Source organism: Couchioplanes azureus (genome assembly GCF_014648355.1).
Classification (GTDB): domain Bacteria; phylum Actinomycetota; class Actinomycetes; order Mycobacteriales; family Micromonosporaceae; genus Actinoplanes; species Actinoplanes azureus.
Map to the genome: position 1 here is coordinate 14,932 of NZ_BMQY01000011.1, position 14,543 is coordinate 29,474.

A 14,543-nucleotide genomic window follows, 5' to 3' on the forward strand; every position below is an offset into this window, starting at 1 on the left:
GTCCCGCGACCTCGGGGCGATCCGATAGATGCGCTTCTGACAGAATTCACCGATGTCGATGAAATGGTGACCGTGCACTCGTAGACTGGGTGTTCTGTCTCTGCAACGGGAGGCTGCATTGGACACGCCGGGCGGGACCGGCCCGGGTGCGTCGTCCGCCGCGGGGGACGACACCCCGGGACCGGCGCTGCGCCTCGAGGTGCTCGGCCCGTTGCAGGCCTGGCAGGGCGACACCCGCCTGGCGCTGGGCCCGGTACAACAGCGGGTCGTGCTCTCGGTGCTGGCCCTGCACGCCAACCGGCCGCTGCGCCGCGAACAGCTCATCGAGGCGGTCTGGGGCGAGGCCGCGCCCGCCTACGCGGTGAACCTGGTCCACAAGTACATCTCCGGGCTGCGCCGGGCCTTCGATCCGGTCCGCTCCGCCGGCTCCCCGTCGCGGCTGCTCGCCTGGACGGACATCGGATACCGGCTGTCCCTGCCGCCCGGCTGCCTCGACCTGGAGGTCTTCGACCGCGAGATCGGCCGGGCCCGCGCCGCCCGGGCCGCGGGCGAGCTGCCCGAGGCCGCGCAGGCGGTCCACGCCGCGCTGCAGCTGTGGCGCGGCCCGGCCTTCGACGGGCTGACCAGCCCGCTGCTGGACGCCGAGCGGGAACGGCTCGCCGAGCGCCGGATCAGCGTGCTTGAGGAGCGCATCGAGATCGACCTGGCCATGGGCAACGACCAGGACCTCGTCGCCGAGCTGCAACGCCTCGTCGCCGAGCATCCGATGCGCGAGCGCCTGCGCGGCTCCCTGATGACGGCGCTGTACCGCAGCGGACGCCAGGGCGAGGCGCTGGCCGCGTTCCACGCGGTCGCCCGCTACCTCAAAGAGGAGCTCGGCGTCGACCCGTCCGCCGAGCTGCAGGAGCTCTACCAGCGCATCCTCACCAACGATCCGGCGCTGGCCGGCACCGCGGCGCCGGCCCGGCCGGTCGCCGAGCCCGCCGGGACGGCGCCCGGCCCGGTGCTGCCGGTGCCGGCGCAGCTGCCGTACGCGATCCCGCACTTCGTGGGCCGGGACGCCGAGCTGCGGCACCTCGACGGGCTCGTCGGGCCGGACGGCGGCGACGGCCTGGTCATCGCCGCCATCACCGGCACAGCCGGGGTCGGCAAGACCTCGCTGGCGGTGCACTGGGCGCACCGGATCAGCGGCCGCTTCCCGGACGGACAGCTCTACGTGGACCTGCGCGGCTTCGACCCCAACCTGTCCGCGGTGGAGCCGGGCGAGGCGCTGCGCGGGTTCCTCGACGCCCTGGGCGTGCCGGCGCGCCGGGTGCCGGCCACCCTGGAGCAGCAGGCGGCGCTCTACCGCAGCCTGCTCGCCGGCCGGCGGGTGATGGTGGTGCTGGACAACGCCCGCGACACCGAGCAGGTGATGCCGCTGCTGCCCGGCTCGGCCGGCTGCCTCGTGCTCGTGACCAGCCGCAACCGGCTGTCCGGCCTGGTCGCGGCCGGTGCCGTCGCGGTGCCGGTCGACCTGCTGACCGCCGACGAGGGCCGGCAGATGCTGCGCGGCCGGATCGGCCCGTCCCGGGTCGAGGCGGAGCCCGGCGCGGTGGACGACATCATCGCCGTCTCGGCTCGGCTGCCGCTGGCGCTGGCCATCGTGGCCGCCCGGGCGGCGGCCCATCCGCGGTTCTCCCTGGCCGCGCTCGCCGGCGATCTCGGTCAGGCCCGGGGCGGGCTGGACGCGTTCGTCGGCGAGGACGGGGCGACCGACGCGCGGGCGGTGCTGTCCTGGTCGTACCACCTGCTCGCGCCGCCGGCGGCCCGGCTGTTCCGGCTGCTGGGGCTGCATCCGGGTCCGGACATCTCGGTCGCCGCGGCCGCCAGCCTGGCCGGCGTCCCGGCGGGCGAGGCCCGCCGGCTGCTCGCCGCCCTGTGCGGCGCGCACCTGCTCGACGAGGTCACGCCGGGCCGGTTCGGCTTCCACGACCTGCTGCGGGCGTACGCCGCCGAGCAGGCCCGCGCACCCGGTGCGGCCGAGGAGCGGGAGCTGGCGCTGGCGCGGATGTTCGACCACTATCTGCACACCGGGCACGCCGCCGACCGGTTGCTCTACCCGTACCGGGCGCCGCTGGAGGTCGGCGAGCCGGCCGAGGGGGTGACCGCGGCGCAGCTGCCGGACCCGGACCGGGCGATGGCCTGGTTCGTCGCGGAGCACCCGAACCTGCTCGCCGCGATCACCCTGGCCAGCGCCGGCGGGCAGCACTCCTATGTCTACGGCCTGGCGTGGACGATGACCGCCTTCCTCAACTACCAGGGCCACTGGCACGACTGGGCCGCGACGATGGAAGCCGCCCTGCGCGCCGCCCGGCGCCTCGGCGACCTCGGCGGCCAGGCCCAGGCGCACCGCCTGCTCAACCTCGCCTACCTGCAGCTCGGCCGGCTGGACGAGGCCGGCGACCACGCGCGGCAGGCGCTGCGGGTCTTCGCCGAGCTGGGCGACCTGCCCGGGCAGGCGCGGATCCACCTCAACTTCGGGCGGGTGCTGGAGCGGCAGTGCCGGTTCCAGGAGGCGCTCGACCAGGCCCGCAAGGCGCTGGAGCTGTTCCGGCTCGCCGGCGATCCGCCCGGCGAGGCCGACGCGCTCAACTGGGTGGGCTGGTATCACAGCCAGCTCGGCTACCACGAGCAGGCGCTGGAGTACTGCCACCAGTCGCTGGTCGTGCACCAGGGCTCGGGCGACTGGCCGGGCCGCGCCGACACCTGGGACAGCCTCGGTTACGCCCATCACCATCTGGGCCATCACGACGAGGCGATTTCTTGTTACGAACAGGCGCTCGCACTCTGGCACGATCTCGGCGACCGTTATCAGGTGGCGATGACGCTGCTGCGCCTGGGCGACACCCATCGGGCCGCGGGAGACCTGGTCGCGGCCCGGGACGCCTGGTTGCGGGCCATCCGGATCTTCGACGGTTTCGGCCACCCGGAGGCCGCCACGGTGCGCTCCAAGCTCGACCTGCTGGCCCGGGGACCACGAAACGAGAAGGGACATCGATGATAGTAATTGGCGACTAGGCTGGTGCCGACGGTCCGGGTCGGGTGCCGTCGTCCGGGACCGGGACGAGGCGACCAGCGAAAGGAAAGAGATGTCCGACAAGACCGGTGCACCGAGATCGACCCGCGGGGGGTCGGGTGCCATCATCGGAGGACTCGCCGTCGGTGCCCTGCTGGGCACTCCGGTGGCCGCCTCCGCGGCGACCGCCGCGGAGCCGCCGGCCATCGTCACCGAGGTCGGCACGACCGTCGGCGCCTGTCAGGTGCCACGGGTCGCGGCCGACGAGCCGGTGACCACCATCCGCGAACAGTTCCAGATGTCGTTCACCGCCGGCGCCGTCACCGGGGCGGGGACGGATCTCATGCCGATCATCTGTGATCCACGGTAACCAGACATCTGCGATGCGCGAGCCGATCGTGCTCCGCCCGCTCGGACCGGCGGCCGACGGTCCGAGCGCGGCGCAGCGCGCCGCCTGGCCGGTGGTGCTGGTCTCCATGCCGTTCATGATGGCCGACCGGCCCTCGATCCAGCTCGGACTGCTCCGGGCCGTGGCGGCCGGCCACGGCTACGCCGTCCGCACGCTGCACGCCAACCTCGACCTCGCCGCCCGGATCGGCGCCGACGTCTACCACGCGCTGTGCGAGGACCGGGGGCTGATGATCGGCGACTGGCTCTTCTCGCGGGAGGCCTTCGGCGACGCGGCCCCGGATCCCGACGGCGCCCTGCTCGACGACTTCGCGGCCGAGCTCGAGCTGCCCGGCCACAGCCCGGACGACAGCCGCAAGCTGCTGCTGCGCCTGCGCGAGCACGACGTCCCGGCGTATCTCGACGCCCTGGTGGACGGCTTCTCCTGGGACGAGGCCCGGGTCGTCGGCTTCACCTGCACGTTCCAGCAGAACGCGGCCTCCTTCGCGCTCGCCCGGCGGCTGAAGGAACGGTTCCCCCGGCTCGTCACGGTCTTCGGCGGCGCCAACTTCGAGGACGAGATGGGCCTCGAGTACGTGCGCCGGGTCCCCTGCATCGACTACGCCGTGATCGGCGAGGGAGACGTGGCGCTGCCGGAGCTGCTGGCGGCCCTCGCCACCGGCGCCGACCCGGGCGCGGTCCCCGGCGTCGCCCGCCGCACCGCCGCCGGCGTGTCCGCGGCCCCCGGGCGAGCGCCGTACGGCCGCCTCGACGAGTCCCCGCTGCCCGACTACGACGAGTACTTCGCCCGCGCCGAGGCGCTGGGGCTGCAGCCGCGCGCCGGGCTGCGCACGATCCGCATCCCCTTCGAGTCGGCGCGCGGATGCTGGTGGGGCGCGAAGCACCACTGCACGTTCTGCGGGCTCAACGGCTCGACCATGAGCTTCCGCGCCAAGTCGGCACCGCGGGTCTCCGCCGAGCTGGCCGCCCAGGCGCGACGCTACCGCAGCTTCCGGTTCGAGGCGGTGGACAACATCGTGGACACCTCGTACCTCACCGGGCTCTTCCCCGAGCTGGCCGCCGCCGGCACCACGTACGACATCTTCTACGAGGTCAAGGCCAACCTCAGCCGGGAACAGCTGAGACTGCTGCGCCAGGGCGGCGTGACCCACCTGCAGCCGGGCATCGAGTCGCTGAGCACCCGGGTGCTGGCCCTGATGCGCAAGGGCGTCCGCGCCGGGCAGAACGTCAACGTGCTGCGCTGGGGCCAGTACTACGGCATCACGATCTCCTGGAACATCCTGTGGGGCTTCCCGGGCGAGTCCGCCGAGGACTACCGGGAGCAGGCCGCCGTCGTGCCGCACCTGGTGCACCTGCGTCCGCCGGTGGGCGCCGGTCGGGTCTGGCTGGAGCGGTTCAGCCCCCTGTTCACCGAGGCGGGCTCCGGCGTGCGGACCCGCCGGCCCGAGCGCGGCTACCGCTACGTCTACCCGCAGGGCTTCGACCTCGGCCGGCTGGCCTACTTCTTCGAGTACGAGCTCGCCGACCCGCTGCCCGCCGAGGCGTACGCCGGCCTGCGCGCGGCCGTCGAGGACTGGCAGGCCGCCTGGGAACGCCCCGAGCCGCCGACCCTCACCTACTTCTCCGCGCCCGGCTTCCTGCAGATCTACGACGGCCGGCACGCCGGGAGCGAGGGAACGTACACCTTCGAGGGAGATCTCGCCGCGATCTACCTCGCCTGTGCCGACCGCCCGATCTCGGCCTCCGCGGTGCGCGAGCGCCTCGGCGGACGCCTGCCGCTGGAGGCGGTCCGGGAGGCGTTCGCCGGGTTCGCCGAGCGTGGCCTGATGTTCCTCGACGGCACGGCCGCCCTCGCGCTGGCGCTCCCGGCCGGAGCGACCCGGTGACGCACCCGCCCCCGCGGCCCTGATCGGCCCCGAGGGCCGGCGCATCGCACCGTTCCGCGGTTCCCCCGCGCCCGGGCGATGGCCGATGATGCTGTGACCCGCGACCGAACTCCCCCCGAGGTGGCAATGGACGATCACGTGGCCCTGCGGCCCTTCTCCGAACAGGACCTGCCCTTTCTGGAACGGCTGGGTTCGGATCCGAGCGTCACCGGGCGCTACGTCTGGGCCGGCTTCCGCGACCCCCGGGCGCGGCGCCGCCGCTGGGAGAAGGACGGGTACGTCGGTGCCGACTCGTCGGCGCTCGCCGTGGTCGGCGACGATCCGGAGCTGGGCCCGGACACGGTCCTGGGCATCGCGAGCTGGGAGGCGAAGGACCGCGGCGGCCCGCCCGGCGGCTGCTACGAGATCGGCCTCGCGCTGCTGCCGGAGTACCGGGGCCGCGGCCTGGGCACCGCGGCGCAGCGGGAGATGGTGCGGCACCTGTTCGACTGCACCCTCGCGTTCCGGCTGGAGGCGCAGACCGACGCGGACAACATCGCCGAGCAACTGGCGCTGGAGAAGATCGGCTTCCGCCGCGAGGGCGTCCTGCGTGGCGCGCGCTTCCGCGAGGGCGAGTGGCGCGACATGCTGATGTACGGTCTCCTCCGCCCCGACCTGCGCGCAGGCGCCGGCGACTGAACGCGGCAGACCCCGGTCAGCGGGGCTTCCAGCCGGCGTTCCAGCGCCCGTTCCACCCCCGTCGCACAGGATGAATCCCGTAGTTCACGCCGCAGGGCGTGCCGGAAGCGGCAACGGGGGACACCGTGCTCGTACTGACCCACCAGGACGTGAGATCCGTCCTCGACGGCCACGAGGTCGACATCCTCGCCGCCGTCCGAAGGGCGTACATCCTGCATGCGCAGGGCGCCACGGCCGTGCCGCAGTCGGCCTTCCTGCGCCTGCCGGACCAGCCACGCGACGGCGCGATCGCGCTGCCCGCCTTCCTCGGCGGGGCCGGCGCATCGGCCGGCGTCACGTGGACCGCGTCCTTTCCGGACACCGCCGAGCGCGACGAGGAGCGGGCGTCGACCGCGATCATCCTCAACGCGACGGCAACGGGTCGCCCGGAGGCGTTGCTCGAGGGGTCGCTCATCGCGGCCCGGCGCGCGGCTGCCAGTGCCGCGCTCGCCGCCTCGGCGCTGGGTACGGGGGAGGACGCGGCCGGAGTCACGCTGGTGGGCTGCGGCGTCGTGACCTTCGAGACACTGCGGTTTCTGCATGTGGTGCATCCCGACCTCCATGAGGTCACCGTGCACGATCTGCGGCGCGAGCGAGCAGGGGCGTTCGCGGCGCGGGTCGCACGGGAGCTGCCGTCGATGCGCGTCCGGTTCGAGCCGGACCGCGGCCGGGCGCTGGCCGCCGCCGGCCTGGTGGCGGTCGCCACCACCGCGGTGACGCCGTACCTCGACCCGCGGACGTTGCGGCCGGGCACGCTGGTGCTGCACACCTCGCTGCGCGACGTGACGCCGGAGGGTGTGCTCGCCGCGGTGAACGTGGTCGACGACGCCGACCACGTCTGCCGGGCGGACACCTCGCTGGAGCGGGCCGAGCGGCTGTCCGGCAACCGCGACTTCATCACGGCGAGCCTCGGTGACCTGCTGCTGGCGGGGACGACGGGCGTCCGCGATCCCCGCCGTACCACCATCTTCACGCCGTCCGGCCTGGGCATCCTCGACCTCGCCGTGGCCCGCTACGCCCGGGACCGCGCGCTGCGGGCGAACCTGGGCATCCGCGTCGACGGCTTCCTCCCCGCCGCGGGCGACCTCCTTCCCGGCCGCACCGATTTTTTTCCCGGTCGTGCCGGCGCTCCTCCCGGTCGTGCCGGCGGGGGCGGGGCCGCCGACGGCCGGACCGGTGAGGCCGCGGCGGCCGGCGAGCCCGGCGCGGAGCCCGGCGCCGGGCGGCTCACCGGGGCGGTGCCGGCATGAGCGCCCCGATCGGCTGGCTCGGCCTCATCGCGGGAGAGTGGACCATCGCCGGCGACGCCAGCTCCTGCGCACGGCGCACGGTGCGCGCCGGCCGCGCGCTGGGCCTGCGGACGCTCGCGGTCAGCACCGACGAACGCTGCCTGGCCCGCCTGGCCGCCGACGGCTGGTCGCTGCGGCCCGCGTCCGGCCTGGACCCCGCCAGCATCGCCACCGCGTTCGCCCCCGCGGGAAGCCGGGCCATCGCCCCGGCGCTCCTGGTCGGCGACGGCCCCGGCCTGTCGGACACGACGGCCCGGGTGGCGGCGTTGCTCGGCGCCCGGAATCCCGATCCGGGTGCGGTGGCCCGGTCCGCCGGCTACGTCGCCGGCCGGCGGACCGCGGCCACGCCGGAGCCCGGCCGGGCGGTGTCCCGCTACGTGGTCCAGGCACAGGACGGCGAGGTCATCGGCATCGTCGAGGACGTCACCACCGACGGGCGCGGGCGCGACTACGACTGTCCCGGCAGCGCCCAGGGCTGGACCGCGCGCCGGCTCCGGGCCCAGGCCCGCGCCGCGCTCGACGAGGCGGGGCTGACCCGCGGCCCGGTCGAGGTGATCCTGCACGCCACCGGCCGCCAGGTGTCCGTCGTGAGCCTGGCGCCGGGCCGGATCGACGGCTGCATCGCCTCGGTGATCGAACTCGCCACCGGCCACGACGTGATCCTCGGCGCGGTGCGGTCCGCCGTCTCGGCCGCGCTACCGCCGCCGCACCGCCCGGCCCCGCACCATGCGCGCCGGCATGCCTGCCTGCGCCGGGCGGACCTGCGCGGCGCCCCGGCCCGGGCGGACGCCGCCTGGGTGGACCTGCCCGGCCTCGTCTCGGTGCGGCCCGGGGCCGACGGCGCGGTCGTCACCGTCGCGGACGACCGGACGAGCGCGTCGTGGGGTGCGCGCTCGGCCGTGGAGCGGCTGGCCGGCTGGCCCTCGAGACCGTCGGCGGTGCCGGGCGGTGCCCTGTGACACCGCTGCGCCTGGCGCTCGTCCGCGGCGACGACCATCATCACCGGTACCTCGAGTCGCTGCTCGCCGGCCGCTTCGACCTCGCGCTGGTGGTCGTCGAGCCGGATTCCGCCCGGGCCGCCGCGCTGCGCCGGCACGGCCGCTACCGGGACTGGCTCTATCACCTCTACCACCGCTGCCGCCGGGCGCTCACCGGCAAGGACGCCTACCGCCGGCAGTATTTCGCCCACACCCCGGAGCTGTGGGCGGATCCCGGTCCCCGGCGCCTGCGGGTGCGCTCCGTCAACGAGGACGCGGTCGTCGACGCGCTGCGGGCGGTCTTCGTCGACGTCGTCGTGATCATCGGGTGCTCCCCGCTGTCACGGGCGACGCTCGCCGCCGCGGGCCCGCTCGTGCTCAACGTGCACGACGGATTCCTGCCCTACTACCGCGGTGACCACGGCTTCTTCTTCGCGGTCTACGACCGGCGCTTCGACCGGGTGGGCGCGACCATCCACCGGGCCGACCCGGACGTCGACACCGGCGAGCTGATCGAGGTGGTCCGCCCGCAGGTGCGCGGCGACGAACTGCCGGAGCACCTGAACTGCCGTGCCGACCTGCTCGCCATCCACCGCCTCGCCGGCTGGCTGGAGATCCTGGAGCGCGGGGGCGAGCTGCCGTCGTACGCCCAGCCGCCGGTCGGGCGCACGTACGGGATCCGCGACCGCGGGCCGGCCCACGACCTGCGGTACTTCCTGCGCCGGTGCCTGCGCACCGCGGGACCGTCGCGGGGCTGCGTCGGCGAGCGGCGGGCGTCGGTCCTCGAGGGAGCGATGCGGTGACGTCCGTCCCCGAGGCTCCGGCCGGGACGGGCGCGACGGCGGCGCCGGCGCGGCAGTGGCCACCGGGGCGGTTGCGGCACGACCGTCCCTTCCTGACGTTCTGGACCGGCCAGACTCTGACGATGGCGGGCGGCCAGGTGAGCTGCCTGGCGATCCCGCTCGCCGCGATCCTGGTGCTGGACGTCCAGGCCTGGCAGGCCGGGATCCTCGCCGCCGCCGGCAAGCTGCCCTTCCTGGTCTTCGGACCGCTCGCCGGCGGGTGGGTGGACCGCTGGCCGCGCCGCCCGGTGCTGGTCGGCACCGCCCTGGCCCGCGCCGTGGTGCTGGTCTGGGTGCCCGTGGCGGCGGCGCGGGGCATGCTCACGGTCGCTCAGCTGTACGCCGTGGCCTTCGCCGCCGGCGCCCTGGCGCTGTTCTCCGCCGTCGCCGCGCGCGAGATCCTGCCCGTGCTGGCCGGGCGGCGCACCGTCGAGGCGAACGACCGGCTCGAGGTGAGCCGGACCGCCACCGGCCTGGCCGGCCCGTCCGCCGGCGGCGCCCTGGTCCAGGCGGTCACCGCCCCGCTGGCCCTGCTGGCCGACGCGGCCTGCTCCCTCGTCGCCGCGGCGCTGATGGCCGGCGTCCGGGTGCGCGAGCCGGGGCCCGCACCGGCGCCCGGGCGCGCGCCGGCGTGGCCGCGGCTGCGCGCCGGCCTCGCCGTCGTCGGGCGGCACCCGCTGCTGCGGTGGACGGCGATCGCGTCGACCGTGTCCTACCTGTTCACCCACGCGCTGCTGGCCGTCGTGCTGCTCTACCTGGTCCGCATCCTGCACCTGAGCGCCGCGATGATCGGGATCCTGCTCGCCATCGCCGGCATCGGCGCGCTGCTCGGCGCGGCGTCCGGCCCCGGCCTCGCCCGGCGTCTCGGGCTCGGCCCGGCCCTGGTGACCAGCGCGGGCGTCACCGGCGCCGGCGCCCTGCTGCTGGGCCTGGCGAGCGGCCCGCCCCAGCTGCGGCTGGCCTGGCTCAGCTTCGCCTACCCGATCTTCGCGTACGGCTGCCCCGCCTTCACCACGGCCGTGATCGGCATGCGCCGGGCCCTCGCGCCGGACCGCCTGGTCGGCCGGGCCGCCGAACCCATGCGCCTGCTCGCCTGGACCGCCACGCCGGCCGGCGCGGTGCTCGGCGGTGCGCTCGGCCAGTGGATCGGCCTGCGCGAGGCCATGGTGGTCGCCGGAGCGGGCCTGCTGCTCCCGCCGCTGCTGCTGGCACTCTCACCGGTGCGCGCCGTCCGCGGTTAGGTCGCGCACGGCCGCGGCGTCCTCGAGCTCCAGTGCCCGGGCGGCGAGCTCCGCCGCGCGTGCCAGGCCGACGGCACGGACGGCCTCCTTGACCAGCGGCACCGCCCCGGGCGCCACGCTCAGCTCCCGGACGCCGAGCCCGGCCAGCAGCGGGATCGCCGTCGCGTCGCCGGCCAGCTCCCCGCACACCGAGACGGTGACGTGGTCGCCGGCACCGCGGCACACCGCGTCGACCAGCCGCAGCACGCCGGGGTCCAGGCCGTCCGCCAGCGCCGCCACGGCGGCGTTGCCGCGCTCGGCGGCCAGCGCGTACTGCGTCAGGTCGTTGGTGCCGATGCTGAAGAAGTCCGCGTACGGCGCGAACGCCGCGGCCTTGAGCGCGGCCGCCGGAACCTCCACCATGAGTCCGGTCCGGAGCTCGCCACCACCGGCCCGGGCGCTCGCCTCGGTGAGCATCCGGCGCGCGCGGACCAGCTCGGCGACCGTGCTGACCATGGGAAACATGACGCTCACCGGCGCGTCGCGGGCGACCAGGGCGATCGCCAGCAGCTGGTCCGCGAGCAGCGCCGGGTGGGCCAGCGAGTGCCGGATGCCGCGCACGCCCAGGAACGGGTTGTCCTCCCCGGCCGCCGCGGCGTAGGGCAGCGGCTTGTCCCCGCCGGCGTCCAGCGTGCGTACGGTGATCGGGCGCCCGCCGAACGCGTCGGCGAGCTCCCGGTAGGCGGCCTCCTGCTCGTCGACGCCCGGGGCGGTCCCACGGCCGAGGAACAGGAACTCGGTGCGGATCAGGCCGGCCAGGTCGGCGCCGTGCGCCGCCGCGGCGCGGGCGTCCGCGACCGACCCCACGTTCGCTCCCACGGCGACGGTCGTGCCGTCCCGGGTCACCGCCGGGGCCCCGGCGCGCCCGGCGGCGCGCGCCCGGCGGGACGCCTGCTCGCCCGCCCGCCGCCGGAACGAGGCCAGCACCTCGTCGTCGGGGGCCACCGCCACCTCGCCGGTCGCGCCGTCCAGCGCGATCGGCGTGCCCGGGGCGATGCCGAGCACCGCCGGGCCCAGACCGGTGACCATCGGGATGCCGCGGGTACGCGCCAGGATCGCCCCGTGCGCCGTGGGACTGCCGTAGGCGAGCAGCACGCCGGCGACCCGTTCGGGGTCGAGCTCGGCCGCGTCGGCCGGCGCGAGGTCGGCGGCGATCAGCACGCCTTCCTCCCTCATGGACACCCGGGGCGCGCCCACCAGCGCGCGGATCATCTGGTGGCCGACCGCACGGACGTCGGTGGCGCGCGAGCGCAGGTACGGGTCGGCCAGCGCCTCGATGCCGGTGGCGACCCGCTCCGTGGCGGCGTGCCAGGCCTGCGGGGCCGGGGAGCCGCCCGCGATCCCCGACCGGACGTCGGCCAGCAGCTCCGCGTCGTCGAGCAGCAGCAGATGGGCGTCGAAGATCGCCGCGTGCCGCTCGCCGGCGGCGCGGGCCGTGTCCGCCCGCAGCCGGCGCAGGTCACGCCGGACCGCGGCGGTCGCCTCCTCGATCCGGTGCCATTCCTCGTCCGGTCCCCGGGAGGCGGCCTGGGGCAGCTCGGGTACGGCGTCGCCGGCGTGCCACGCGGGTCCGATCCCGACGCCCGCGGAGGCATGCTGTCCGGTCCGCACCCCGGCCCCGACCGGGGCGCCGCCGCCGGGCGTCTCGTCGAAGGAGCGGCCGACGAGGGCCACCACGTGGTCGATCGCCGCGCCGGCCTGCGGACCGGACGCGCGCACCTGGAGGTCCTGTCCCTCTCCGACCGCGAGGGTGGCGATCCGCGAGAGGCTCGTCGCCGGCACCCACGGCGATCCGGTGCTGCGGTTGCGCACCTCCACCCGGGCGTCGAAGGCCCGTGCCGCGGCGACGAGCCGTGCCGCGGGGCGAGCGTGCAGACCGTGGCGATGGACCACCGTGACGGTGGCCGACGGGCCGTCATCCGCCGGCGCGTCCCCGGGCTCGCCCGCGCCGGGGGCGAGGTGGGCCAGCTTGCCGGCCAGGGCCTGCGTGGCCTCGCCGGCGACCTCCCGGCGTCCGGCCCCGCCGGCCGCCGCGACCGCGGCGGCGACGAGACCCTCGACGAGCGGGGCGGCGCAGAGCAGCACCCGGGAACGCTGGTCCTCGTCGAGCAGGTCCAGGGCGAGCTCGGCCGAGAGCACGGCGCTGCCCAGGTCCATGAGCACGACCACGCCGTCGCCGCGGTCCGCGGCGGCGACGGCCTCGGTGACGGCGACCGCGTCGGTGCCGGAGGTCGTTTCGTCCAGCCCGGCCGCGACCGCGATCGGCACCGGACTGTCCCGCACCATCTCCGCCGCCAGGGCCACGGCGGCCCGGGCCAGGGCGCGGCTGTGGCAGACCACCACCAGCCCGACCATTCAGCCCTCGCCGGCCAGCGCGGCCGCCGCGGCGGCGAGCAGCATCGTCATCGAGGTGGCGCCCGGGTCCTGGTGGCCGGCGCTGCGCTCGCCGAGATAGCTGGCCCGGCCCTTGCGGGCGACCATGGCCGTCGTGGCGTCGCGGCCCTCCTCGGCGGCGCGGACCGCGGCACGCAGGGCCTGGTCCAGCGCCTGCCCGGCGTCCAGGGCCGCGTCGAGCGCGTCCACCGCCGGGGCGAACGCGTCGTACATCGTCTTGTCGCCGGCCTGGGCCTGGCCCCGCGCGACGACGCCGTCGAGGCCCGCCCGCAGGACCTTGGCGAAGCCGCGGGCGTCCAGGGTCCCGGCGTCGCCGGCCGCGGCCGCCATGCGCAGGAACGCCGTGCCGTACAGCGGCCCGCTGGCGCCGCCGACCCGGCTGACCAGCGTCATCCCGGTGCGCTTGAACAGCTCGGCCGGGGTGGCGGAGGCCTCGTCGCGGGTCGCCGCGAGCACCGCCGTCATGCCACGGTCCATGTTGACCCCGTGGTCGGCGTCGCCGATCGCCGAGTCGAGCCGGGTCAGCAGCTCCTTGCCGGCCGAGATCTCCCGGGCGAACTCCTGCAGCCAGGCGGTGAGCGCCGCGGTGTCCACGGTGGTGGCCACGGCGGTCAGGCCCCCCACCGCAGCGCGGGCGTCCGCACCGGCGCGTCCCACAACCGCAGGATGTCGTCGTCGGCCCGCAGCAGCGTCACCGAGCAGCCGGCCATGTCCAGGCTGGTGATGTACGAGCCGACCAGCGAGCGCGCGACGCCGATCCCCGCCTTGCCCAGGATCGCCGCCACCTCGTGGTACATCAGGTACAGCTCGAGCTGCGGGGTGGCGCCCATGCCGTTGACGAAGGCGATCACCCCGGAGCCGCCGGTGAAGTCCAGGTCGGCCAGGATCGGGGTGAGCAGCATCTCGGCGATCTCCGCGGCCGGGGCGGCCGGCACGCGGCGGCGGCCCGGCTCCCCGTGGATGCCGATGCCCAGCTCCATCTGGCCGTCGGGCAGGTCGAACGTGGGCTTGCCGGCGGCCGGGACCGTGCAGGAGGTGAGCGCGACGCCCATGCTGCGGCCGTTGCCGTTCACCCGGCGCGCCACCTCGGCGACCTCGGCCAGCGGCCGGCCCTGGTCGGCGGCGGCACCGGCGATCTTCTCCAGCAGGACGGTCACGCCCACCCCGCGGCGCCCGGCCGTGTAGAGGCTGTCCTGTACCGCCACGTCGTCGTCGGTGACCACCGCGACCACGGCGACGCCGGTCTCGGCCTCGGCCATCTCGGCCGCCATCTCGAAGTTCATGACGTCGCCGGTGTAGTTCTTGACCACGTGCAGCACGCCCGCGCCGCCGTCGACCGCCGTGGTGGCGGCCACGATCTGATCCGGTACGGGCGACGTGAAGATCTCACCCGCGCAGGCGGCGTCGAGCATGCCCTTACCGACGAACCCGGCATGCAGCGGCTCGTGCCCCGAACCGCCCCCGGACACCAGGGCCACCTTGCCGCGCACCGGCGCGTCGCCGCGGCGGACGATCTGGTTGTCGTGATCGACGTGCAGTTCCGGATGGGCGGCGGCGATGCCGCGGAGGGCGTCGGAGACGACGTTCGCGGGGTCGTTGATGAGCTTGTTCATCGATGGCTCCTCACCGGAAAGGCTGGAGAGACGACCTGCCTCCCTCAAGCTACGCCGGTCCCTGCCCCCCGTCGCCGTC

The 14,543-nt window shown here is 75.6% G+C and carries 10 protein-coding genes and 1 pseudogene; 8 read left to right on the top strand and 3 right to left on the bottom strand.

Annotated elements, in window-relative coordinates:
- Nucleotides 1-118 precede the first annotated feature (118 nt).
- The 8 genes and pseudogenes from IEY99_RS29115 to IEY99_RS29150 all read left to right on the top strand — a co-directional run bounded on the left by IEY99_RS29115 (nt 119) and on the right by IEY99_RS29150 (nt 10,418).
- The gene (locus IEY99_RS29115; protein ID WP_229799354.1) at nt 119-3,043 is read left to right on the top strand and encodes an AfsR/SARP family transcriptional regulator; all 2,925 of its coding nucleotides are present in this window, start codon (nt 119-121) and stop codon (nt 3,041-3,043) included.
- Nucleotides 3,044-3,131: 88 nt separating this feature from the next.
- Complete coding sequence (locus IEY99_RS29120) at nt 3,132-3,428, top strand: hypothetical protein (protein WP_189207297.1); 297 nt, start codon at nt 3,132-3,134, stop codon at nt 3,426-3,428.
- A gap of 13 nt (nt 3,429-3,441) precedes the next feature.
- Nucleotides 3,442-5,352 carry a RiPP maturation radical SAM C-methyltransferase gene (locus IEY99_RS29125; RefSeq protein WP_189207298.1) on the top strand — a complete coding sequence of 637 codons (1,911 nt, stop codon included), beginning with the start codon at nt 3,442-3,444 and terminating at the stop codon, nt 5,350-5,352.
- A 126-nt stretch (nt 5,353-5,478) separates the two neighbouring features.
- Nucleotides 5,479-6,030, top strand: coding sequence for a GNAT family N-acetyltransferase (locus tag IEY99_RS29130; protein WP_189207299.1), 552 nt, complete (start codon nt 5,479-5,481; stop codon nt 6,028-6,030).
- A gap of 125 nt (nt 6,031-6,155) precedes the next feature.
- A pseudogene (gene sbnB / locus IEY99_RS29135) lies at nt 6,156-7,145 on the top strand (2,3-diaminopropionate biosynthesis protein SbnB); the annotation flags it as partial.
- A gap of 170 nt (nt 7,146-7,315) precedes the next feature.
- Nucleotides 7,316-8,317, top strand: coding sequence for an acetyl-CoA carboxylase biotin carboxylase subunit family protein (locus tag IEY99_RS29140; protein ID WP_189207300.1), 1,002 nt, complete (start codon nt 7,316-7,318; stop codon nt 8,315-8,317).
- Nucleotides 8,314-9,138, top strand: coding sequence for a formyltransferase family protein (locus IEY99_RS29145; protein ID WP_189207301.1), 825 nt, complete (start codon nt 8,314-8,316; stop codon nt 9,136-9,138). The genes IEY99_RS29140 and IEY99_RS29145 overlap by 4 nt, the downstream gene beginning before the upstream one ends.
- On the top strand, nt 9,135-10,418 hold the full coding sequence (locus IEY99_RS29150) for an MFS transporter (RefSeq protein ID WP_189207302.1): 1,284 nt from the start codon (nt 9,135-9,137) through the stop codon (nt 10,416-10,418). The genes IEY99_RS29145 and IEY99_RS29150 overlap by 4 nt, the downstream gene beginning before the upstream one ends.
- On the opposite strand, the gene ptsP is transcribed toward IEY99_RS29150, so the two are convergent.
- The 3 genes from ptsP to dhaK are packed head-to-tail and all read right to left on the bottom strand — an operon-like array spanning nt 10,392 to nt 14,464.
- A complete protein-coding gene (gene ptsP, locus IEY99_RS29155) occupies nt 10,392-12,812 on the bottom strand; it encodes a phosphoenolpyruvate--protein phosphotransferase (RefSeq protein ID WP_189207303.1) in 2,421 nt (806 codons plus the stop codon). The genes IEY99_RS29150 and ptsP overlap by 27 nt on opposite strands.
- Nucleotides 12,813-13,508: a dihydroxyacetone kinase subunit DhaL gene (dhaL, locus tag IEY99_RS29160; protein WP_229799355.1), complete on the bottom strand. Its 696-nt coding sequence runs from the start codon at nt 13,506-13,508 to the stop codon at nt 12,813-12,815.
- Entirely contained in the window at nt 13,463-14,464 is a 1,002-nt protein-coding gene (gene dhaK, locus IEY99_RS29165) for a dihydroxyacetone kinase subunit DhaK (RefSeq protein ID WP_189207304.1), read from the bottom strand. The genes dhaL and dhaK overlap by 46 nt, the downstream gene beginning before the upstream one ends.
- Between the last annotated feature and the right edge of the window lie 79 nt (nt 14,465-14,543).

Coding starts and splice junctions, on each gene's coding strand:
- IEY99_RS29120 (WP_189207297.1), top strand. CDS start 3,132: ATGTCCGACAAGACCGGTGCACCGAGATCGACCCGCGGGGGGTCGGGT.
- IEY99_RS29125 (WP_189207298.1), top strand. CDS start 3,442: ATGCGCGAGCCGATCGTGCTCCGCCCGCTCGGACCGGCGGCCGACGGT.
- IEY99_RS29130 (WP_189207299.1), top strand. CDS start 5,479: ATGGACGATCACGTGGCCCTGCGGCCCTTCTCCGAACAGGACCTGCCC.
- IEY99_RS29140 (WP_189207300.1), top strand. CDS start 7,316: ATGAGCGCCCCGATCGGCTGGCTCGGCCTCATCGCGGGAGAGTGGACC.
- ptsP (WP_189207303.1), bottom strand. CDS start 12,812: ATGGTCGGGCTGGTGGTGGTCTGCCACAGCCGCGCCCTGGCCCGGGCC.
- dhaK (WP_189207304.1), bottom strand. CDS start 14,464: ATGAACAAGCTCATCAACGACCCCGCGAACGTCGTCTCCGACGCCCTC.